General features: G+C 63.5%; 17 protein-coding genes. 4 read left to right on the top strand and 13 right to left on the bottom strand.

Annotated elements, in window-relative coordinates:
- Positions 1-14 precede the first annotated feature (14 nt).
- Positions 15-1,211: a benzoate/H(+) symporter BenE family transporter gene (locus tag LUB09_RS02315; RefSeq protein ID WP_231421469.1), complete on the top strand. Its 1,197-nt coding sequence runs from the start codon at positions 15-17 to the stop codon at positions 1,209-1,211.
- On the opposite strand, the gene LUB09_RS02310 is transcribed toward LUB09_RS02315, so the two are convergent.
- The 3 genes from LUB09_RS02310 to gabT all read right to left on the bottom strand — a co-directional run bounded on the left by LUB09_RS02310 (position 1,205) and on the right by gabT (position 3,772).
- Entirely contained in the window at positions 1,205-1,693 is a 489-nt protein-coding gene (locus tag LUB09_RS02310; RefSeq protein ID WP_003230384.1) for an Lrp/AsnC family transcriptional regulator, read from the bottom strand. The genes LUB09_RS02315 and LUB09_RS02310 overlap by 7 nt on opposite strands.
- A gap of 44 nt (positions 1,694-1,737) precedes the next feature.
- Complete coding sequence (locus LUB09_RS02305) at positions 1,738-2,385, bottom strand: 2-haloalkanoic acid dehalogenase (protein WP_209983698.1); 648 nt, start codon at positions 2,383-2,385, stop codon at positions 1,738-1,740.
- A gap of 94 nt (positions 2,386-2,479) precedes the next feature.
- The gene (gene gabT / locus LUB09_RS02300) at positions 2,480-3,772 is read right to left on the bottom strand and encodes a 4-aminobutyrate--2-oxoglutarate transaminase (protein ID WP_231421468.1); all 1,293 of its coding nucleotides are present in this window, start codon (positions 3,770-3,772) and stop codon (positions 2,480-2,482) included.
- Between the two features lie 193 nt (positions 3,773-3,965).
- Between gabT and LUB09_RS02295 the strand changes: the two genes are divergently transcribed.
- Complete coding sequence (locus LUB09_RS02295) at positions 3,966-4,892, top strand: 2-hydroxyacid dehydrogenase (RefSeq protein WP_231421467.1); 927 nt, start codon at positions 3,966-3,968, stop codon at positions 4,890-4,892.
- 402 nt (positions 4,893-5,294) lie between these two features.
- Here the strand turns inward: LUB09_RS02295 and LUB09_RS02290 are convergent, their stop codons facing one another.
- The 10 genes from LUB09_RS02290 to LUB09_RS02245 all read right to left on the bottom strand — a co-directional run bounded on the left by LUB09_RS02290 (position 5,295) and on the right by LUB09_RS02245 (position 17,515).
- Positions 5,295-5,894, bottom strand: a complete 600-nt coding sequence (locus LUB09_RS02290) for a tail fiber assembly protein (protein ID WP_231421466.1) — start codon at positions 5,892-5,894, stop codon at positions 5,295-5,297.
- Between the two features lie 8 nt (positions 5,895-5,902).
- Positions 5,903-6,382, bottom strand: coding sequence for a phage tail protein (locus LUB09_RS02285; protein WP_231421465.1), 480 nt, complete (start codon positions 6,380-6,382; stop codon positions 5,903-5,905).
- A 971-nt stretch (positions 6,383-7,353) separates the two neighbouring features.
- On the bottom strand, positions 7,354-8,814 hold the full coding sequence (locus LUB09_RS02280) for an NAD-dependent succinate-semialdehyde dehydrogenase (protein WP_231421464.1): 1,461 nt from the start codon (positions 8,812-8,814) through the stop codon (positions 7,354-7,356).
- A gap of 117 nt (positions 8,815-8,931) precedes the next feature.
- On the bottom strand, positions 8,932-10,089 hold the full coding sequence (gene argE / locus LUB09_RS02275; protein ID WP_209983706.1) for an acetylornithine deacetylase: 1,158 nt from the start codon (positions 10,087-10,089) through the stop codon (positions 8,932-8,934).
- Between the two features lie 34 nt (positions 10,090-10,123).
- Positions 10,124-11,965 carry an ABC transporter ATP-binding protein gene (locus tag LUB09_RS02270; protein ID WP_231421463.1) on the bottom strand — a complete coding sequence of 614 codons (1,842 nt, stop codon included), beginning with the start codon at positions 11,963-11,965 and terminating at the stop codon, positions 10,124-10,126.
- Position 11,966: 1 nt separating this feature from the next.
- The gene (locus LUB09_RS02265) at positions 11,967-12,842 is read right to left on the bottom strand and encodes an ABC transporter permease (RefSeq protein WP_057009186.1); all 876 of its coding nucleotides are present in this window, start codon (positions 12,840-12,842) and stop codon (positions 11,967-11,969) included.
- Complete coding sequence (locus LUB09_RS02260) at positions 12,839-13,795, bottom strand: ABC transporter permease (RefSeq protein WP_209983710.1); 957 nt, start codon at positions 13,793-13,795, stop codon at positions 12,839-12,841. Before LUB09_RS02260 ends, LUB09_RS02265 begins: the two co-directional genes overlap by 4 nt.
- 13 nt (positions 13,796-13,808) lie before the next feature.
- Positions 13,809-15,446, bottom strand: a complete 1,638-nt coding sequence (locus LUB09_RS02255) for an ABC transporter substrate-binding protein (RefSeq protein ID WP_231421462.1) — start codon at positions 15,444-15,446, stop codon at positions 13,809-13,811.
- A 95-nt stretch (positions 15,447-15,541) separates the two neighbouring features.
- On the bottom strand, positions 15,542-16,816 hold the full coding sequence (locus LUB09_RS02250) for an NAD(P)/FAD-dependent oxidoreductase (protein WP_231421461.1): 1,275 nt from the start codon (positions 16,814-16,816) through the stop codon (positions 15,542-15,544).
- Between the two features lie 30 nt (positions 16,817-16,846).
- The gene (locus LUB09_RS02245) at positions 16,847-17,515 is read right to left on the bottom strand and encodes a haloacid dehalogenase type II (protein WP_209983724.1); all 669 of its coding nucleotides are present in this window, start codon (positions 17,513-17,515) and stop codon (positions 16,847-16,849) included.
- A gap of 501 nt (positions 17,516-18,016) precedes the next feature.
- Between LUB09_RS02245 and LUB09_RS02240 the strand changes: the two genes are divergently transcribed.
- Positions 18,017-18,868, top strand: coding sequence for a GNAT family N-acetyltransferase (locus tag LUB09_RS02240; RefSeq protein ID WP_231421460.1), 852 nt, complete (start codon positions 18,017-18,019; stop codon positions 18,866-18,868).
- A 21-nt stretch (positions 18,869-18,889) separates the two neighbouring features.
- Positions 18,890-19,603, top strand: coding sequence for a cupin domain-containing protein (locus LUB09_RS02235; protein WP_231421459.1), 714 nt, complete (start codon positions 18,890-18,892; stop codon positions 19,601-19,603).
- The last annotated feature ends 22 nt before the right edge of the window (positions 19,604-19,625 follow it).

Below are 19,625 nucleotides of genomic sequence, written 5' to 3'. Positions count from 1 at the left end.
AGGAACACCCCGTCATGACCGACGCCACCCACGCGCCGCTGCGCCCGCTGGCCGACACTTCGCCGTCGGCCGTCGTCGCCGGTTTTATCGCCATGATGACCGGCTACACCAGCTCCCTGGTGCTGATGTTCCAGGCCGGCCAGGCTGCCGGTTTGACCACGGCGCAGATTTCTTCGTGGATCTGGGCGCTGTCCATCGGCATGGCGGTGTGCAGCATCGGCCTGTCGCTGCGCTACCGCACGCCGATCACCGTCGCCTGGTCGACGCCCGGCGCTGCGCTGTTGATCACCAGCCTGGGCGGTGTGAGCTACGGCGAGGCCATCGGTGCCTACATCACCTGCGCGGTGCTGGTGACGCTGTGCGGGCTGACCGGCAGTTTTGAAAGACTGCTCAAGCGCATCCCCGCCTCACTGGCCGCAGCCTTGCTGGCCGGGATCCTGTTCAAGATCGGCAGCGAAATCTTTGTCGCCGCGCAACATCGCACCGCACTGGTGCTGGGGATGTTTTTTACCTATCTGATCATCAAGCGCCTGTCGCCGCGTTATGCGGTGCTCGCCGCGCTGGTGATCGGCACCGCATTGTCCGGGCTGCTGGGGCTGCTGGATTTCAGCGTCTTTCACCTGGAAATGGCGGTGCCGGTGTGGACCACGCCGCACTTCTCGCTCGCGGCGACCATCAGCATCGGCATCCCGCTGTTCGTGGTGGCGATGACCTCGCAGAACATGCCCGGCATCGCCGTGCTGCGCGCCGACGGTTACAGCGTGCCGGCCTCGCCATTGATCAGCGTCACCGGGCTGGCCTCGCTGCTGCTGGCGCCGTTCGGCTCCCACGGCATCAACCTGGCGGCGATCAGCGCGGCCATCTGCACCGGGCCGCACGCCCATGAAGACCGAAACAAGCGCTACACCGCCGCCGTGTGGTGCGGCGTGTTCTACGGCATTGCCGGGGTGTTCGGCGCGACCCTGGCGGCACTGTTCGCCGCCTTGCCAAAAGAGCTGGTGCTGTCGATTGCGGCGCTGGCGTTGTTCGGCTCGATCATCAATGGCCTGAGCGTCGCCATGCACGAGCCGAAGGAACGCGAAGCGGCGCTGATCACCTTTATGGTCACCGCATCAGGGCTGACGCTGTTTTCCATCGGCTCGGCGTTCTGGGGCATTGTCGCGGGGCTGTTGACCCTGCTGATCCTGAACGGGCGCAGCCGCACTCAATGACGCAGCAGCTTGCGCAGCGGCACGCCGTCTTTCAGCACCGGTGATTTGATCACGATATAGCTGAAGTACTTGGAGATACCGATGTTCTTGTCCAGCAGGCCTTCGACCACTTCCTGGTAATGCTGGATGCTGCGGGTCATGAAACGCACGAGGTAGTCGTAGCCGCCGCTGATGAGGTGGCATTCGAGCACCTCATCCACCAGGCGGATGTTGGATTCGAACTTGGCGAAGTCTTCGCGCTTGTGGTCGCTGAGGGTGATTTCGGTGAACACCGTGACCGAATCGGTAATCTTGGCCAGGTTCAGATGCGCCTTGTAGCTGGAGATATAACCGGCCGACTCCAGCCGCTTGACCCGTTGCAGGCAGGGGCTGGCGGACAGGCCCACGGCATCGGCCAGGCTGACGTTGGTCATCCGACCATCTTTTTGCAGTTCAACCAGAATGCTGATGTCGATCCGGTCCAGCTTGACGAGCCCTTCCATTGCATACCTCTTGACTGCCGTTTGTAAGCAATCTTCTAGCAAAATCAGCGCCGTAAAGACAGCTGATGCTGAGCGACCAGATCAGCCATGCTGTTAATGCAGTAATCGGCTGCACACGGCGTGGGCTGCGGCGAGCGGTGACGGCCGATCAGGCAGCGGTCCAGCGCCAGAACGGCGCCGGCTGATGCGCGGGTCACGTGCAACACAGGCTCTACCTGCGCCCCTTGGCGGTCAAGCCATTGCTCGGCCTCGACCAGGGAAATGAAATGCTCCGCCTCAATGCCCAGGCGCTCGCACAACAGCCCACGGTCCTCGGCATCGCGGTCGCCGCGCACCAGCAGACGATAGAACTTGCGCAGGTACAGCATCGCCCCCGGCGCATCCTCGAACAGCGACCAGTTGCCCGCCGAACGCGCAAAGCTCATGCCCTCCTCCCAACTGGCGTGCAGCCCCCAGCGCTCGGCGAGCTGGCGATGGGCAAAACACAGCACGCCGCTGAAGCCCAGCTCGGCAAAACGCGGGTAGAGGCCCTCGATCACCGTGTTGAACTCGGCCAGCACCTGCTCCCTGGCCGGCGCTGGCCCGCCACGGCTGTCGAGCAGCGGCTGCAACGCGGCGAATACGCCCGAGTCACGGTCCACCAGCACCCCATCACAATCGATCAGCAACGCTCGATAATCTGTCAGTCCCATGAGGGGTCACGCCTCCAATGATGCAATGTGGTCGCCCGTGCGCCATAACGGGTCACGGGCGCTGCCGCCAACCGGGTTCGTCGCCGGTAGCGGCTCAGTTCAAGACCCGTACCAGGGCTGCGTCGAGAATCTGCACGGCTTCGTCGACCTGCGCCTCGGTGGTCACCAGCGGCGCAAGGAAGCGCAGCACGTTGCGGTACACACCGCACTTGATCACCAGCAAACCACCGGCGCGGGCTTCGTCGATCACCCGTTGATTGAGGTCGGCATCCGGGCTACGCGCCGCGTCGTCCTTGACCAGTTCGATTGCCAGCATGAAGCCGGTGCCACGCACGTCACCGATGCGCGGGTAGCGCGCCTGCAGACCGAGCAAACCGTGGCGCAGGCGTTCGCCGAGCACGTGGCTGCGCGCCAGCAATTGTTCCTCTTCGAACGCGCTGATCACCGCCAGCGCCGCCGCGCAGGCCAACGCATTACCGCCGTAGGTGCCGCCCAGACCGCCAGGCAGCGGCGCGTCCATGATGTGCGCCTTGCCCACCACGCCGGACAGCGGCAAGCCGCCGGCCAGGCTCTTGGCCACGGTGACCAGGTCGGGCTGGATGCCCGAGTGCTGGAAACCGAACCAACTGCCAGTGCGACCGAAACCAGTCTGGATCTCGTCGAGGATCAGCACGATGCCGTGTTTGTCGGCCAGTGCGCGCAAGGCCTGAAGAAACTCCGGCGGCGCGGCGAGAAAGCCGCCGTCACCCTGCACCGGCTCGATGAGAATCGCCGCGACGCGGTCCGGGGCAACCTGGGTGGCCAGCAGTTCATCCAGCGCCTTGAGCGCCAGCTCGCTGGTCATGCCGCGGTATGCGTTGGGATAGGGGGTGTGAAACACCTCCGGCGCGAACGGTCCGAAGTTCTGTTTGTACGGCTGGCTCATGCCGGTGAGCGTCGTGCCAAGCAACGTGCGGCCATGGAAGCCGCCGCGAAAGGCAATGACTGCCGAACGATTGGTGTGGGCACGGGCGATCTTCACGGCATTTTCCACCGCCTCGGCGCCGGATGTGAAGAACGCCGCCTTGTACGCCGCCTCCCCGCCAACCAGCTCGCACAGGCGCTGGGCCAGGTCGAGGTAAGGCTGGTAGGCCACCACCTGGAAGCAGGCGTGGGAGACTTTCTGCAACTGCGCCTGCACCGCCGCGACCACTTTGGGGTGGTTATGACCGATGTTCAGCACGCCGATGCCGCCGACGAAATCGAGATAGCGCTTGCCTTCCACGTCCCAGAGTTCGGCGCCCTGGGCGCGATCGATCACCAGCGGGTGCGCGGTGATCAGGCCACGGGGTACGAATTGATCGCGCTGACGGAGCAAATGTGGGGTTTTATCGACTCTGCTGTTCATGGCATTTCCCAAGGTGAGCCCGGCAACCGGAAGGTGGTTGCGATGACATTCAGATTACGGCCTGGCAAAAACGAACTGCACCGAACTTGCCCCGTGAGAAATTCGGATCGACTGTTTTTTCACTGCGTTTCAACAGATCCTGCGCCGGCATTGCGCGATGATGATGGCTACTTTCAGCCCTGCGGAGATGCCCATGGCCCTGCTCTACAAATCCGACCCCGTGCGCGGCGAACGCTGGAAGGCGCTGTTTGCCGAACACGCGCCGGACATCGAATGGCGCGCCTGGCCGGACATTGGCGACCCCAGCGAAATCGACTACCTCGCCGCCTGGCTGGCGCCGGACGATCTTGAACAATTGCTGCCCAACCTGAAGGTGCTGTTTGCCGTATCGGCCGGGGTCGATCAACTGGACCTTGCCCGCTTGCCCGCCGACTTGCCGGTGGTGCGCCTGCTCGATCCCGGCATCACCCAGGGCATGTGCGAATATGCCACCTGGGCCGTGCTCAGCCTGCATCGCGACATGCTGCGCTACCGCCAGCAACAGACGGCGCGCTGCTGGCAGGCGCACCGGTTGCAACCGGCGGCCAACCGCCGCGTCGGCGTGATGGGCCTGGGCGCGCAGGCGCAGCAGATCCTCGCGACCCTCGCACCGCTGGGGTTTGCCTTGTCGGGCTGGGCCCGCAGCGTACATCAACTGCCGGGGGTTACGTGTTATGCGGGTGAAGCGCAACTGCCGGCGTTTCTCGGCCAGTGCGACATTCTGCTGTGCGTGTTGCCGTTGACCGAGCAGACCCAGGGCATTCTCAACAGCCGCTTGTTTGATCAACTGCCACAGGGTGCGGGGCTTATCAACATGGGACGCGGCGGGCACCTGGTGGAGGAGGATCTGCTGGGAGCGCTTTCCAGCGGGCAACTCAGCGGCGCGGTGCTGGACGTGCTGCAGCAGGAGCCGGCGCCAGAAGAGCATCCGTTTTGGGGGCATCCGCAGATTGTGCTGACGCCGCATATTGCGGCGATGACTCAGCCGGAGAGTGCGTTTGGCGTGTTGTTGGGGAATATTCGAAGGTTTCAGCGCGGGGAGCGGATGGTTGGGGAGGTGGATCGGGGGAAGGGGTATTGATGGGGTACATATCCGTTATTACTGGGTACATATCCGTTATTTGGGTAACGGCTACGTAGGGTTCCGCCCTTACGGCGGGTCACTTTTGGAAAAGAGCCCCAAAAGTAACCAAAAGGGCTCTTGCCCCAACACTCGGCACCTCGCCTGGGCTCGGTGTGCCCTCACTCCGGCTTTGGAGCGTGGGCCGCCGCGATGGGCCATCCTTGGCCCAGCGCGGCTAACCCGGCGTCCTGCCGGGTTACCCACGCTCCAAAGCCTGCGTTCGGCCAGCGTGTTTGACGGGGCGCCTCAGATCAAGATCAAGAGCGCGGCGGCCTTAGAGCCGACCGAGGTTTTCCTACCTGTAAGCGCGCGCCGGATTTGGCACCGCATTGCGCGATGATTGGCATCGCGCGCCGCGATTCAAACCTCGGAATCTGACGACGTATTTGGCACCGAAGGCCAGTCAATAGTTTTAGGAAAGCCTGGTTGCTGCTGAATCCGATTCAAGGCCACTCGATAACGCTTCCAGCCCTCTAGCTCCGCTTGTTCTTTAGCGGAGGCATCACCAAGGTCAACGGCGTCCTGTAGAGGGCTGATCCTGGTGGCTGCATCAATTAGCATTCCGTCACGCTTACCCAACGCCTGTTGCGTCAGCACTTCAGCTTCCAATGCCTCATCAAGGCTCCAGGCGCCATCCTTCCAGACATGGAAGGGGCCTGGATAAGCTTCTGCTGTCAGTTCCTCCGGCAGCGGGCCGAGGCTGTGCCATTCAACGGCCTCACCATTGGAAACCTGGTAGACGATGCCTCGGAAGTCGACAACGAGACTCCATGCGGACTTTTTGCCTGCGATATGCGCAATTGCGAAGCCTGGCTTCGGCTCTGGGGGAACATCGGTAAAGGCCATCGCGGGAATTAACCATTTACCCTCATCCAGTGGGTCCGCGTCGGCCTGGCACGGGCCGAGATATTCTCCGGTTACGGGGTGTGCTTGGTACACCATCAGAGTGGATTCAGACATGGTTCACCTCAGTACTTGATGCACATAAGTCGTGCGGTGTTGCGCGGACGCGATTCGCTTCCGCCTGAAGATGCGGTTTCGTACATCACTTGACTGCCAGGGCTAACCCCGGCGTAGCCAGTAGCACTGAGACCAAAATTGGTGTTGTGTTGAGCGCCATAGGAATGCGTGTGGTCCTTATTTTGCGAATCCTGCCAACTACCTACAGCGCGCCCTGAATCGACACCGCGCCCATCGTCCGCGCCCCGGAAAAACTCACCACGGCTATCAGGCAAATTGAACGTAGTGCTGCCATCGCCCGCACCGTAGAAGGTGCCAATGACCGCAAACAGATTTGCGTAAACAGTGCGTGATACGGCTGCGCCGTTTTCTTTCAGGAATCCAACGGGAACCGATGAAGAGGCAAAGGCTATGGACGTACCAGTAGGCAAAAGAGCGTTAGGATCAAAATTGCCGGAGTGCCACAGCTTGCGTGTGTTGCCCCACACGCCATTTGACTGGCAGCCCCGGACTAATACTTCTGGTTCTACCTGACCCTGCCGGATACCAATTTGACCGGCATATCCCGCAATACCATAGGGGATGTTGACTAGGGAGACGTTGTTGCCAAAACCGGTACTACCCGCCCCGTAGTAATAGAACCCACCGGGAAGACCAACTGAGTCAATTGGTACACCAGAAGCCGTGCTACCCCCTAAACCAAACTGACCTATCGCTAGCTTGCCGGCCAGGCAAGGTATAATATCAACCTACTGAGGCGCTGGAGCCCAGTGCCAAAGGTTTCGCTAAAACCACCCGGCTACGGCGTTACAACTAATTTTGTCCTGTTTATTTTGTCGCACTTCTTTGGCACTGATTTGGGGGGACGGTATCTTCCGAATCCCTTGCGAGGCTTGGCCTGTCGCACCATCTCCCGGTTTGTCCCGGCTCATCCCACCAACCTCCCACCAGTGCCATATCTAAAACCTCCCCACACTACCTGGCGCTGTTCAAACTATGGGAGGGGGCTTGCTCCCGATGGCTGAGTGTCAGTCAGCTTATGGGTAGCTGACCCACTGCTATCGGGAGCAAGCCCCCTCCCACAGTTGATCTCCATTTGTCTGTTGGATATCACACTGCTTTTGATCTGCTTTGCTCTGGCTCTGGCTCTGGCTCTGGCTCTGGCTTTTGATCTTGATCTCAGGCGCCCCGTTAACCACGCTGGCCGCACGCAGGCTTGAATCCGTGGGTAACCCGGCAGGACGCCGGGTTAGCCGCGCTGGGCCAGGGATGGCCCATCGCGGCGGCCCACGGATTCAAGCCGGAGTGCGGGCACACCGAGCCCTAGCGAGGTGCCGAGTGGTGGGGCAAGAGCCCTTTGGTTACTTTGGGGCTCTTTTCCAAAGTGACCCGCCGTAAGGGCGGAACCCTACGTAGCCGTTACCCAAATAACGGATATGTACCCACCGCTAAAAAGCTGTCACCCCAACCCCCCAATATGAAATGCCTTAACCTCAAGATACTCATCCAACCCGTACTTGCTCCCCTCACGCCCCAACCCCGACTGCTTGATACCGCCAAACGGCGCCACCTCCATCGAGATGATCCCGGTATTGAGCCCGACCATGCCAAACTCCAGCGCCTCACCAAAGCGCCACGAGCGTGCCAGGTTCTGCGTGAAGTAATAGGCACCCAACCCATACGGCGTGGCATTGGCCAGCGCAAGCGCCTCAGCTTCGTCGGTAAAGCGCATCAGTGGCGCCACCGGCCCAAAGGTTTCCTCATTGGCCAGCAGCATCCCGGCGTGGGCTTCGCCCAGCACCGTAGGCTGCACAAACGGGCTGTCACCACCTGGGATGGCGCCACACAATAAGGTCGCGCCCTGGCTCAGGGCATCCTCGATATGCCGCGTCACCTTGGCCACCGCCGCAGGGTTGATCAGCGGGCCGATGGTCACGCCCTCCTGCAGCCCATTGCCGACCTTGAGCTTGCCCACCTCCTCCACCAGCCGCGCGGCGAAGCGTTCGTAGATGCCGGCCTGCACCAGGATGCGGTTGGCGCACACGCAGGTTTGCCCGGCATTGCGAAACTTGCTGAGCATGACCCCGGCCACCGCCTGCTCCAGGTCGGCGTCGTCAAACACCACGAACGGCGCATTGCCGCCCAGTTCCAGGCTCAGGCGCTTGATGTGCTCGGCGCTCTGGCGCATCAGCAGGCGGCCGACGGCGGTGGAGCCAGTGAAGGAAATCTTGCGCACCACCGGGTTGCCGGTCAGCTCGGCGCCGATGCCGGCGGGCAGCCCGGTGATCACATTGAAGACGCCGGCCGGAATGCCGACGCGCTCGGCCAGCACCGCCAGGGCCAGGGCCGACAGCGGTGTGAGGTCGGACGGTTTGACGATGATCGGGCAACCGGCGGCCAATGCCGGCGCGCACTTGCGGGTGATCATCGCGTTGGGGAAATTCCACGGGGTGATGGCGGCGCACACACCCACCGGCTGTTTCAACGTCAGCAGACGCCGGTCGCCACTGGGCGCCGGCATGGTTTCGCCATACACCCGCCGTGCTTCTTCGGCGAACCATTTGACGAAACCTGCGCCGTAGCGAATCTCGCCACGGGCTTCATTGAGCGGCTTGCCCTGCTCGCAGGTCATGATCAGCGCCAGGTCCTCGAGGTTGTCGAGCATGGCCTGGTACCAGCGCTCCAGCAGCGCTGCGCGTTCGGCGGCCGGGCGTGCACGCCAGGTGGGCCAGGCACGCTCAGCGGCGTCGATGGCGCGGCGGGTGTCGACCGTGTCCATGGCCGGCACCCGTGCGAGCACCTCGCCGCTGGCAGGGTCAAGGATGTCCAGGGTGGCGCCGCTGGCGGCGGCGATCCACTGGCCGTCAACGTAGGCGAGTTCAGCCAGAAGGCTGGGGTCTTGCAGGCGAGTAGTGAGCATGGTCGAGTCCTGATCCGAGACACGCTCCAGTCTAGGGAGGTGCCGCGAACGAGGATGCCGAAAGCGTGGCGTGGGCAGCGTGGCGTGCTGAAATTACCCGCGCAACGGCAGGCTCTGCTAAGCCCTCAACGAGCCAAGCAGGCCGTGCAGGAATGCCTCGCCGGCCTCCATCTGGCTGATCTCGATAAACTCGTCGGGCTTGTGCGCCTGTTCGATGGAGCCCGGCCCGCATACCACCACCGGCACGTCCAGGCGCTGCTTGAACAGCCCGCCTTCGGTGCCGAACGAGACCTTGGCGGTGCCGGTGTCGGGCGCGGCGAACTGCTTGAGAAAACGCACCGCTTCAACGCTGGGGTGCGTGTCGAGGCCGGGGTAGACGTTGACGGTTTCGATCTCGATGGCGGCCACGCTGGAGAGTTTTTTCGCCTCGTGCACGATCACTTCGGCGCGCTCGCGCAGTTGCTCCAGAAACAGGTCCAGGTTGTCGGCCGGCAGGTTGCGCACCTCGAAATCCAGGGTGCACAGGTTGGGCACGATGTTCAGCGCCTTGCCGCCGACAATCTGCCCGACATGCACGGTGCTGTAGGGCACATCGTAATCGCTGTCCTGGGCGCCATGGTGCTGCAACTGCTGCTGGCTCTCGCGCAGTGCGGCGATAAAGTCGCAGGCGACATGGATGGCGTTGACCGAACGCGGCGCCAGCGACGAGTGCGCCTCCAGGCCTCGACAGTAGGTGCGGTAGGAGCCCTTGCCCTTGTGCCCCAGCACGAATTGCATGTTGGTCGGCTCGCCGATCACACACAGAAACGGACGCATCGGTGCCAGGTGCAGCACATCGAGCAGGCGCCGTACGCCGACGCAGCCGATCTCTTCGTCATGGGACAAGGCCAGTTGCAACGGGCGGTTCAAGGTGTGCTGCGCCGCATCGAGCATGGCGTCGATGGCCAGCGCGATAAAGCCCTTCATGTCGCAACTGCCACGCCCGTAGATGCGCCCGTCCTGCACGGTGGCGGCAAACGGCGGGAAGGTCCAGGCCTGCCCTGCCGCCGGCACCACATCGGTGTGCCCGGAGAGCAGCACGCCAGGGCGCACTTCGGGCCCGGTGCTGGCAAACAGGTTGGCCTTCTTGCCGCTCTGGTCCTTGACGATCAGCGACTCGATGCCCTGGGTCAGCAGCAGCTCACGCACGTATTCGATCAAGGCCATGTTCGACTCGGACGACACGGTGTCGAACGCCATCAGTTTTTTCAGGATCTCCAGTACGCGCGGTTTCATAAGGACTGGCTCCGTTGCAGGGCAAAATATCGGCTCATGCGTAGGCTCCGCTGGTTTCCACCACGAGGCCACGCTGGGTCTTGATCAATTGGGCGCCGTCATGGTGGCAGAGCATTTCACTGCCATTGTCCAGGGAGTGACGGCTGGGGGCGACGCGGTTGCAGACGCCGTCGATACGCACCGGGCAACGGTTGAGGAAGGTGCACAGCTCCGGCACGGCGGCCCGCGCGCCCACTGGCGGCAGAGTGCCGCTGGTGGCGCCGCAGGTTTCCAGCCAGCCCTGGCGCAACTCCGGCACCGAATGAATCAGCAGGTCGGTGTAGGGATGGAACGGCGGCGCGGCAAACGACTCGCGGCTGCCGGCCTGCACCTTGTGGCCGCTGTACATCACCACAATGTCGTCGCACAGCGCGCGCACGGTGGAGATGTCGTGGCTGATAAACAGATAGGACACGCCCAGTTGCTGACGCAAATCGCGCAGCAGCTCAAGGATCGCCGCGCCGACCACGGTGTCCAGCGCCGAGGTCACTTCATCGCAGAGGATCAGGTCGGGTTTGGCGGCCAGCGCCCGGGCCAGGTTGACCCGCTGCTTCTGCCCGCCGGACAACTCGCTGGGGCGCCGCTCGGCCAGGGCGTGCGGCAGGCGCACCAGGTCGAGCAGTTCATGGGTGCGCTCGCGCAACGCCGCGCCCTTGAGGCCGAAATACATCTTCAGCGGCCGGCCAATGATGGCGCCCACGCTGTGCATCGGGTTAAGCGCGGTGTCGGCGTTCTGGAACACCATCTGAATGCGTCGAAACTGTTCCGGCGTGCGCTCGGACAGGCAACCGCCGAGGGGCTGGCCGTCGAATGTGAGGCCGCCCAGGGCCGGTGTCAGCAGGCCCGCGACCACCCGCGCCAGGGTGGATTTGCCCGAGCCGGATTCGCCGATCACGCCAATCGCCTGGCCACGGCGCACGGTGAGGTCGATGCCTTCGAGCACACGGATCAGCGGCATGCCCTGGGCGTTCTTGTTGCCGTAACCGGCGGTCAGGCCGCTGATGGTCAGCAGCGGTGTGTCTTCGGCGATGCCGCTGGGCGGGCGAATCGTCGCGTCGGGCCGCGCGGCCGCAAGCAGGCTGCGCGTGTAGTCATGGGCCGGCACCGCCAGCAAGGGTGCGGTGTCGCTTTGTTCAAGAATCTGCCCGTCATTGAGCACCACGATGCGGTCGGCCATCTGCGCCACCACCGCCAGGTCGTGGGACACGTACACCGCCGTGGCACCGCGCTCGCGCACCACGCGCTTGAACGCGCGCAGCACGTCGATCTGGGTGGTCACGTCCAGCGCCGTGGTGGGCTCGTCGAGCACCACCAGCAACGGGTCGCTGATCAGCGCCATGGCCGCCATCACCCGCTGCAACTGCCCGCCCGAGACCTGGTGCGGGTAGCGTTGGCCGATGGTTTCCGGGTTTGGCAATGACAGGTCGCGGAACAGCTCGATCGCCTTGGCCTCCAGCTCAACGCGGCTGCCCAGGCCATGGATCAAGGCGCCCTCCACCACCTGGTCGATAAGTTTTTTCGCCGGGTTGAACGCGGCGGCGGCACTCTGGGCGATATAGGACACGCGGTTGCCGCGCAGTTTCTGCAACTGGCTTTCGCTCGCCGCCAGCATGTCGTGCTCACCCACACGCACCACGCCGCCGGACAACCGGCAACCACTGCGCGCATAGCCCAACAGCGCGAGAGCGATGGTGGTCTTGCCGGAACCGGACTCGCCGATCAGCGCCAGCACCTGGCCCTGTTCCAGGGCAAAGCTCACGCCCTTGACGATTTCCACCTCGCCGCGTTCGCCACAGGCGACCACGCGCAAGTCTTCGACACGAATCAATTCAGTCATTTCAATGGCCTCCGGTGCGTCGGCTACGCCTGGAAGACAGGTAGTCGATCAACAGATTCACGCCGATGGTCAGGGTGCCGATGGCCAGCGCCGGAATAACGATAGCCAGCGCGCCCTGGCTGAGGCCGCCGATGTTTTCGCGCACCAGCGAGCCGAGGTCGGCGTCGGGTGGCTGCACGCCGAGGCCGAGAAAACTCATGCCGGCGAGCAACAGTACGATGTAACCGAACCGCAGGCCGAGGTCGGTGAGCACCGGGTTGAGGATGTTCGGCAGGATCTCCCGGCACGCTACGTACAAACGGCGCTCGCCCCGGGTGCGGGCGACCTGCACGTATTCCAGCGCCTCGATGTTCACCGCCATGCTGCGGGCCACGCGGAACGATCCGGGGATGTAGCTGATGACCGCCGTGCAGATCAGCAGGGTCACCGACGAGCCGAAAGCCGACACCATGATCAGCGCGAGCATTTTGCTCGGGATGGAAATGAAGGCGTCCATGATGCGGCTGATGATTTCGTCCAGCCACTTGGGCGACACCACCGACACCAGCGCACACAGGGTGCCCAGGGTGCTGGCAAGCACCGCGGCCACCAGCGCCAGCCCGACGGTGAAGCGTGCGCCGACCATCACCCGGCTGAGCATGTCACGGCCCAGGTAGTCGGTGCCGAACGGGTGCGCCAGGCTGAAGCCGTCGAAGACGTTATCGGACACCACTTCACCCACCGGGTGTGGCGCCAGCCAGGGGCCGACCAGCGCCAGCAGCAGCCAGGCGACGCAGATCACCGCACCGGCCAGACCCAGCCAGGACGGGCCGTTGGAGGCTTTGGCCAGTGCCAGGGCGGAGGATGCAGGCTTGGACTTCGCAATGAGCGTGTTCATTGGTTTCTCAGCCTCGGGTTGGAGAGGATTGCGCAGAGGTCGGCGATCAGCACCAGGCTCAGGTAAGCCGTGCAGAACAGCATGGTGCAGGCTTGCACCAGCGCCATGTCGCGGTTGGTCACCGCATCGACCATCAGGCTGGCAATGCCCGGGTAGTTGAAGATGGTTTCGACGATGACCACGCCGCCCAGCAGGTACGACAGGCTCAGGGCGATGGCATTGGCAATCGGGCCGATGGCATTGGGCAAGGCATGGCGCAGCACGATGCGGATCGGGCCGACGCCTTTGAGCCGCGCCATTTCCACGTAGGGGCTGTCGAGCTGGTCGATCACCGCCGCGCGGGTCATGCGCGCCATTTGCGCGACGATCACGCAGCACAGCGTCATCACCGGCAAGGCATAGGTGCGCATGAACTCCCACGGCGAGCTGATATCACTGGCATACGACAGCGATGACAGCCACCCCAGGTTCACCGCGAAGATCAGCACCGCCAGGGTCGCCACCAGAAACTCCGGCACCGCGACCATGGCCAGGGTGACGAAGCTCAGGATGTTGTCGATGCGCCCGCCTCGGGCCATCGCCGAACCGATGCCGAGCACCAGCGCCACCGGTACCGAAACCAGCGCCGTGGTGGCCGCCAGCATCAGGGTGTTGGGCACCCGCCCGCCCATCAGCTCACTCACCGGCATCGCGCTGGACACCGACATGCCCAGATCGCCGGTGAGCAGGTTCATCAACCAGTGCAGGTAGCGCAACACACCGGGCTGGTCCAACCCCAGTTTCAGGCGCAGTGCCGCCACCTGTTCAGGCGTCGCGAACTGGCCGAGGGCCTGTTGCGCCGCATCGCCGGGCAGGACTGCCGTGATCGCGAACACGACCATGGACACGATCAACAAGGTCACGACGGCAGCGCCCAGACGCCGGCCGATCAACCACAGTGTAGTGCTGTTCATCGCAAAGCCCTCATCACGCGTCCAACCACACCTGCTCGGCGAACATGTAACCCATGAAGCCGCCCAGCGGGTGAGTGCGGTAGCCCTTCAGGCGCTGGTCGACACCATCGATGTTGCTGATGAACACCGGCACGCCGATACCGCAATGGTCATGCACCAGGGTCTGCATATCGGCGTACATCTTGCCGCGCTTGGCTTCGTCGGTTTCGGCGCGGGCCAGCAACAGCAACTGATCGAACTGCTCGTTCTGCCAGCCGGACTCGTTCCACGGCGCCTTGGACTGGAAGAACTGCGAGAACATCACGTCGGCATTCGGCCGTGGGTTGATGTTGCCGAAGCTCAACGGATGCTTCATCCAGTGGTTGGACCAGTAGCCGTCGCTGGGCAGGCGGTTGACGTCGAGCTTGAGGCCGGCCTGTTTCGCCGATTGCTGCAACAGCACGGCGATGTCCACCGAAGAGGTCGCGGCGGGCGAAGCGGCGAGCGGCATGGTGATGCTTTCCATGCCGGCTTTTTTCAGCAGGAAGCGCGCCTTCTCCGGGTCGTACACGGTCTGCGGCAGGTCGGCGTTGTAGTAACGCGAACCGGGCGCAATCGGGTGATCATTACCCACCACGGCAAACCCGCGGAACACGGCGGACTTGACCTGTTCGCGGTCCAGCAGGCATTTCATGGCCTGGGTGAACTCCGGGCTTTTACCCGGCATCTGGTCCTGGCGGATGATCAGGTTGGTGTAGTTGCCCGAGGGCGAATCCACGTATTGATGGCCGGCGCTGGCCTTGATCCGCGTGGTGGAGCGCGGGTCGACCTGGTTGATCGCGTGCACATCGCCCGACAGCAGCGCATTGACCCGCGACGGTTCGTCGCTGATGGCGATGACTTCGATCTCGTCCAGGTACGGCAGGCCGGGTTTCCAGTAGTTGGGGTTGCGCACCGCCACCGAACGCACACCGGGTTTGAATTCCTTGACCTTGAACGGCCCGGTGCCGATGCCCTGGCTGAAGTCGGTGGTGCCTTCGGGCACGATCAGCAAGTGCGACACGGCAAGGATCGAGGGCAGCTCGGCATTCGGCGCGCCGAGGCGAATCTGCACCTCGTTGGGACCGCTGGCTTTGATCTCCTCGAACTGCGCCACCAGCGCCATGACTTTGGAGCCGATTGCCGGGTCCTTGTGGCGATTCAGGGAATACACCACGTCGGCGGCGGTGAGCGACTTGCCGTTGTGGAAGGTGACGTCCTTGCGCAGGGTGATGGTCCACAGCGTGGCGTCGGTGTTATCGATGCGTTCGGCCAGTTCCAGTTGCGGCACCATGTGCACGTCGAAACGGGTCAGGCCGTTGTAGAACATGTACTGGCGCACGTAGTCGGTAGACAGGCCGCCCTTGGCCGGGTCGAGGGTGTCGGCGGTGGAGCTGGCCACGCTGGCCACGCGAATCTTGCCGCCTGGCTTACCCTTGCCTGCCACCGGCGCGTCATCGGCCCACAGTTTGCCGGCGGCGCCGAACAGGCTGCCCGCACCCGCCGCCGCCACACCGGCGACGCCGAGCATCTGCAGGGCGTTGCGGCGCGACATGCCACGGTTTAGGCCTTCGAATACCCGCAGGCTTTCTGCTCCGGAGATGAGGTCGGGCGTGTTCTTGTTGTCTGTCATGGCAAGGCTACCTGTCGAAGATGAAAAGATTCGAGTGCTCACGGATATCCGGAGCGTCCTGGAAACGCAAACGACGGTGAGTCAACTGCGGCGCTTCAATGCAAGTAATCCTGGAAGCGGTAATAGGCGCCCACGAACGGCAGGAACCAGGGTGTGCCGAAGTGTCCGGGGATCGCCGGCCACTCAAGCTCGCGCCACGGGTTGGCCGCTGTATTACCGGCCATCACGTCGGCCATCACCTGGCCCATGTGCACCGACATCTGCACGCCATGGCCGCTGTAGCCCATGGAGTGAAACACGCCGCCGTGCTGGCCGGCGCGCGGCAGGCGGTCGGAAGTCATGTCCACCAGGCCGCCCCAGCAGTAGTCGATCTTCACCTGCGCCAGCTGCGGGAACATGTTCACCATCGCCGCTTGCAGCACCTTGCCGCTCTTGGCGTCGGACACACTGTTGGACATGGCGAACCGCGCACGCCCGCCGAACAGCAGGCGGTTGTCCGGGGTCAGCCGAAAATAATTGCCGATCATGCGGCTGGTGACATAGGCACGGTGCTGCGGCAACAGCTGATCGATCAGCGCTTGGGGCAACACCTCGGTGACGATCACAAAGCTGCCCACCGGCACGATGCGCCGGCGATACCAGCCAAGGCCGCCGTGCTGGCAGGCGCCGCTGGCCAGCAACACCTGACCGGCGTGCAGCGAGCCCTTGGCAGTGTTGACCTGATAGCCTCCGGCGTGCGCCTTCCAGTCGTTGACGAGGGTGTGCTCGTGAATCAGCGCGCCACGTCGCGCGGCGGCGTCGGCCAGCCCCACGCCGAAGCGCCCGATATGCATCTGCACGCCGTTGCGTTGCAGCAGGCCGCCGTGAAACTGCGTCGAATTGACTTCAGCACGGGCCTGCCCGGCGTCGAGCAACTCCACATCGGCGTCCACCTCGCGCCGGATCAGTTCGCAGGTGCGTGCCAGTCCCTCGTAATGCAGGGGCTTGGCCGCCAACTTGAGCTTGCCGTTGCGCACCAGGTCGCAGGCGATCTGCTCCTGCGCCACCAGCGACACCACCGTGTGCACCGCGCTTTCATAGGCCTGGTAATAGGCGCGCGCGCGGTCGGCGCCGAGGCTGGCGTGCAGCCCGGCGTAGTCCTGAGCCACGCCGGTGTTGCACTGCCCGCCGTTGCGCCCCGACGCTTCACCGACCACCCGCCCGGCATCCAGCACCACCACGCTGGCGCCGCGCATGGCCAGTGCACGGGCAGCCGACAGCCCGGTGAACCCGCCACCGACGACCGCCACATCGACCTGCCGGGGCAGGTCACCCGACTGTGCGCCGGTGAAGGCCGGTGCGGTGTCGAGCCAATAGGATTCACTGCCCATGTCTAACCTCGCGCGCTGTGGACGTTCGTTTTACAAACCCACCAGGCCTGGCAACCCGCCGATATCGGTAATCTGCTGGTAACCATAGGCGGCATTGGCCGGCACTTCATGCCCACGGGCAACGAAGGCTTTGTGCTTGATCTTCATGTCGTGGGCCGGCATCAGGTCGTAGCGGAAGCTGGACGACACATGCAAGATGTCTTCCGGACCGCAGCCCAGGTTGTCGAGCATGAACTCGAACGCGCGCAGGCGTGGCTTGTAGGCCTGGGCCTGCTGGGCGGTGAACACTTTGTGGAACGGTGCGCCGAGCTTCTCGACGTTGGACATGATCTGACTGTCCATGGCATTGGAAAAAATCACCAGGGGAATCTTGTCGGCGATCTTCGACAGGCCGGCTGGCACATCGGCATGGGGGCCCCAGGTCGGCACGGCGTCGTAATACAGCTGGCCTTCTTCGCGATACTCAATGCCCCAACGCTTGCAGGTACGGGCCAGGGCGGTCTTGAGCACTTCATCGTAGGGCCGCCAGTCACCCATCACCTGGTCGAGGCGGTAGGCGGTGAAGTCCTTGACGAACTGTTCCATCTGCTCGGGCGTGACGCGGTCGGCAAACAGCTCGCGGGTCAGGGTGCCCATGTGGAAGTTGGTCAGCGTACCGTAGCAGTCGAACGTAATGAATTTGGGACGAAGAAAGCTCATGGCGTGTGGTCCTGGAGTCAATGGAATGTGGCCAAGCGTTCGCGGCTCTGGCGGCGCGTCAGCCCTGTGCAACACAGCTTCATTACAACACTGTGAAATCAGCAGATGGCGTCAAAAACGCCTGCACCTCAATACAAAGCACCGTTTTTAGCGCCAGCGCCAGCAGAGTTTGCGGCGCGCACAAGCCTTGGGCAAAGCCCGTATTCATGCGCCTTAATGGGCCTTTTACGGCATGAAGGCTCAAGAATGGGGCTGGCGAGCGGCAGAAAGTGTGGTGGGCCGCTGCGCTTGGTGCTGCGCGCTGACGCGGCCATAAACAGCCCTCTCTACGGCAACGCATTTGCTGCTGAGCGCCGCCTCGAATTTAGTAGTAACTATGGTGGTGTGACCCTCCTGCATCGCAAATCTGCCGAATACTGCGCGCCCTCTTGCCAGCCCTGAAAACAGGTGGGATACAGGCATTCCAATGATGCTCCCCCTTTTGCTCAACGGAGGCCCGCCATGGCAGCCCAGCCACACACTGATTACCTCTATCGCTCGATGACGGTGGCCGACTTGCCGGCCGCCCATCACTTGTCGGTGCAACTCAAATGGCCCCACCGCCAGGAAGATTGGGCGATGTTGCAGCGGGTCAGTAACGGCTTTGTGGTACTCGATGGCGAACGCCTGATCGGCACCGCATTCGCCTGCCCTCAGGGCGACTACGCCACCATCGGCCTGGTGATTGTCAGCGACGACTATCAGGGCCGGGGCATTGGCCGACGTTTGATGGAGCTGGCGCTGAAAGCCTGTGCCGCGCGCACACCGTTGCTCAACGCAACCGTGGCCGGCGCGCCGCTGTATGCCAGCCAGGGTTTTGTCGAATTCGGCCATATACAGCAGCACCAAGGCAATGTGCAGGTGCCCGAGCAGACCGCGCTGGCCGAGGGTGAACACTGTCGCCCGTTGACGGCCGACGATCACGCCGCCGTGATTGCCCTGGCCAACGCCGGCAGCGGCCTGGACCGCCGTGAAATCCTGCGCGACCTGCAGGTGGAACACGCCGTGGGCATCGAACGCGACGGCCAGTTGCGCGGGTTTGCGCTGCTGCGCCCATTCGGCCGCGGACGTTGCATCGGCCCGGTGGTGGCCGAAACCCTCGAACAGGCCAAACACCTGATCACCACGTTGCTTGAGCAGGTGCCGGACGCCTTCGTGCGCATCGACATTCCCGCCAAGTGCGGCCTCGGCGACTGGCTCGAACAGGCCGGTCTCAAGTGCGTCGACACCGTCGCCCGCATGGCCAAGGGCACACCGCCCAAGGCCAGCGGCGGCGTCCAACTGTTTGCCCTGATCACCCAAGCGGTCGGTTGATTCTTTCCTGGAGCCTTACCCATGTCCTCTCCCCGTATTCTGATGCTGGCCCGCGCTGACGGCAGCGCCGTTGGCACCCCCTTTCGCCACGCGGCCCTGAACACGCTCGACCCGTTCGGCGATGCTCGCCAGATCGCCTGGCTCAGCGACGACGGCGTGTCGGCCGGGCGCGTTGCGTTCAGCGGCGAAGCTGTCATCGACGATTTCCCCTACAGCGAAACGCTGGTAGTGCAGGCAGGTTCCGTGCTGCTGCACAGCGCCGAGCAAACCCTGGAACTGGGCGTCGGCGACAGCGCCGTGATCGGCCGGGGCACACGCCTCACCCTGCAGGCGAGCCCCGGCAGTTGGTGGGCCTTCTGCACGCTGAACCTCACCGACGCGCCGCTGCGTCCCGGCCTCACCTGGCTCGATCCACGCACCCCGCTCAACCCGTCTGCCGCCCCCGACGCCCAGATTTTGATCGGCCCCGCGCCGCAGTGCCGCGCGAACAACCTGTTCGATGATGAAAGCACCGAGCTGCGCGTGGGCATCTGGGATTCCACGCCCTATGCCCGTCACGGTCGCCCGCACAAGCTGCATGAATTGATGTACCTGATCGAAGGCAGCATGACGCTGCAGGACGCCGAAGGTGTGGACACAACGGTCAACCCCGGCGACACCGTGTTCGTCGCCAAAGGCGCGCCCTGCGCCTGGCGCGGCTCGGTGTATGTGCGCAAGGTTTACGCGGTGAAATAAGCTGTTATCGCTCCAGGGAGCC

It is taken from the genome of Pseudomonas sp. Leaf59, assembly GCF_920984685.1.
Lineage (GTDB): Bacteria > Pseudomonadota > Gammaproteobacteria > Pseudomonadales > Pseudomonadaceae > Aquipseudomonas.
This window is presented reverse-complemented; position numbering and strand designations above follow the sequence as displayed.

Excerpts from the sequence above, each read along its gene's own strand:
- LUB09_RS02315 (WP_231421469.1), top strand. The coding sequence starts at position 15 with ATGACCGACGCCACCCACGCGCCGCTGCGCCCGCTGGCCGACACTTCG.
- LUB09_RS02310 (WP_003230384.1), bottom strand. The coding sequence starts at position 1,693 with ATGGAAGGGCTCGTCAAGCTGGACCGGATCGACATCAGCATTCTGGTT.
- LUB09_RS02305 (WP_209983698.1), bottom strand. The coding sequence starts at position 2,385 with ATGGGACTGACAGATTATCGAGCGTTGCTGATCGATTGTGATGGGGTG.
- gabT (WP_231421468.1), bottom strand. The coding sequence starts at position 3,772 with ATGAACAGCAGAGTCGATAAAACCCCACATTTGCTCCGTCAGCGCGAT.
- LUB09_RS02295 (WP_231421467.1), top strand. The coding sequence starts at position 3,966 with ATGGCCCTGCTCTACAAATCCGACCCCGTGCGCGGCGAACGCTGGAAG.
- LUB09_RS02290 (WP_231421466.1), bottom strand. The coding sequence starts at position 5,894 with ATGTCTGAATCCACTCTGATGGTGTACCAAGCACACCCCGTAACCGGA.
- LUB09_RS02280 (WP_231421464.1), bottom strand. The coding sequence starts at position 8,814 with ATGCTCACTACTCGCCTGCAAGACCCCAGCCTTCTGGCTGAACTCGCC.
- argE (WP_209983706.1), bottom strand. The coding sequence starts at position 10,089 with ATGAAACCGCGCGTACTGGAGATCCTGAAAAAACTGATGGCGTTCGAC.
- LUB09_RS02270 (WP_231421463.1), bottom strand. The coding sequence starts at position 11,965 with ATGACTGAATTGATTCGTGTCGAAGACTTGCGCGTGGTCGCCTGTGGC.
- LUB09_RS02265 (WP_057009186.1), bottom strand. The coding sequence starts at position 12,842 with ATGAACACGCTCATTGCGAAGTCCAAGCCTGCATCCTCCGCCCTGGCA.
- LUB09_RS02260 (WP_209983710.1), bottom strand. The coding sequence starts at position 13,795 with ATGAACAGCACTACACTGTGGTTGATCGGCCGGCGTCTGGGCGCTGCC.
- LUB09_RS02255 (WP_231421462.1), bottom strand. The coding sequence starts at position 15,446 with ATGACAGACAACAAGAACACGCCCGACCTCATCTCCGGAGCAGAAAGC.
- LUB09_RS02250 (WP_231421461.1), bottom strand. The coding sequence starts at position 16,816 with ATGGGCAGTGAATCCTATTGGCTCGACACCGCACCGGCCTTCACCGGC.
- LUB09_RS02245 (WP_209983724.1), bottom strand. The coding sequence starts at position 17,515 with ATGAGCTTTCTTCGTCCCAAATTCATTACGTTCGACTGCTACGGTACG.
- LUB09_RS02240 (WP_231421460.1), top strand. The coding sequence starts at position 18,017 with ATGGCAGCCCAGCCACACACTGATTACCTCTATCGCTCGATGACGGTG.
- LUB09_RS02235 (WP_231421459.1), top strand. The coding sequence starts at position 18,890 with ATGTCCTCTCCCCGTATTCTGATGCTGGCCCGCGCTGACGGCAGCGCC.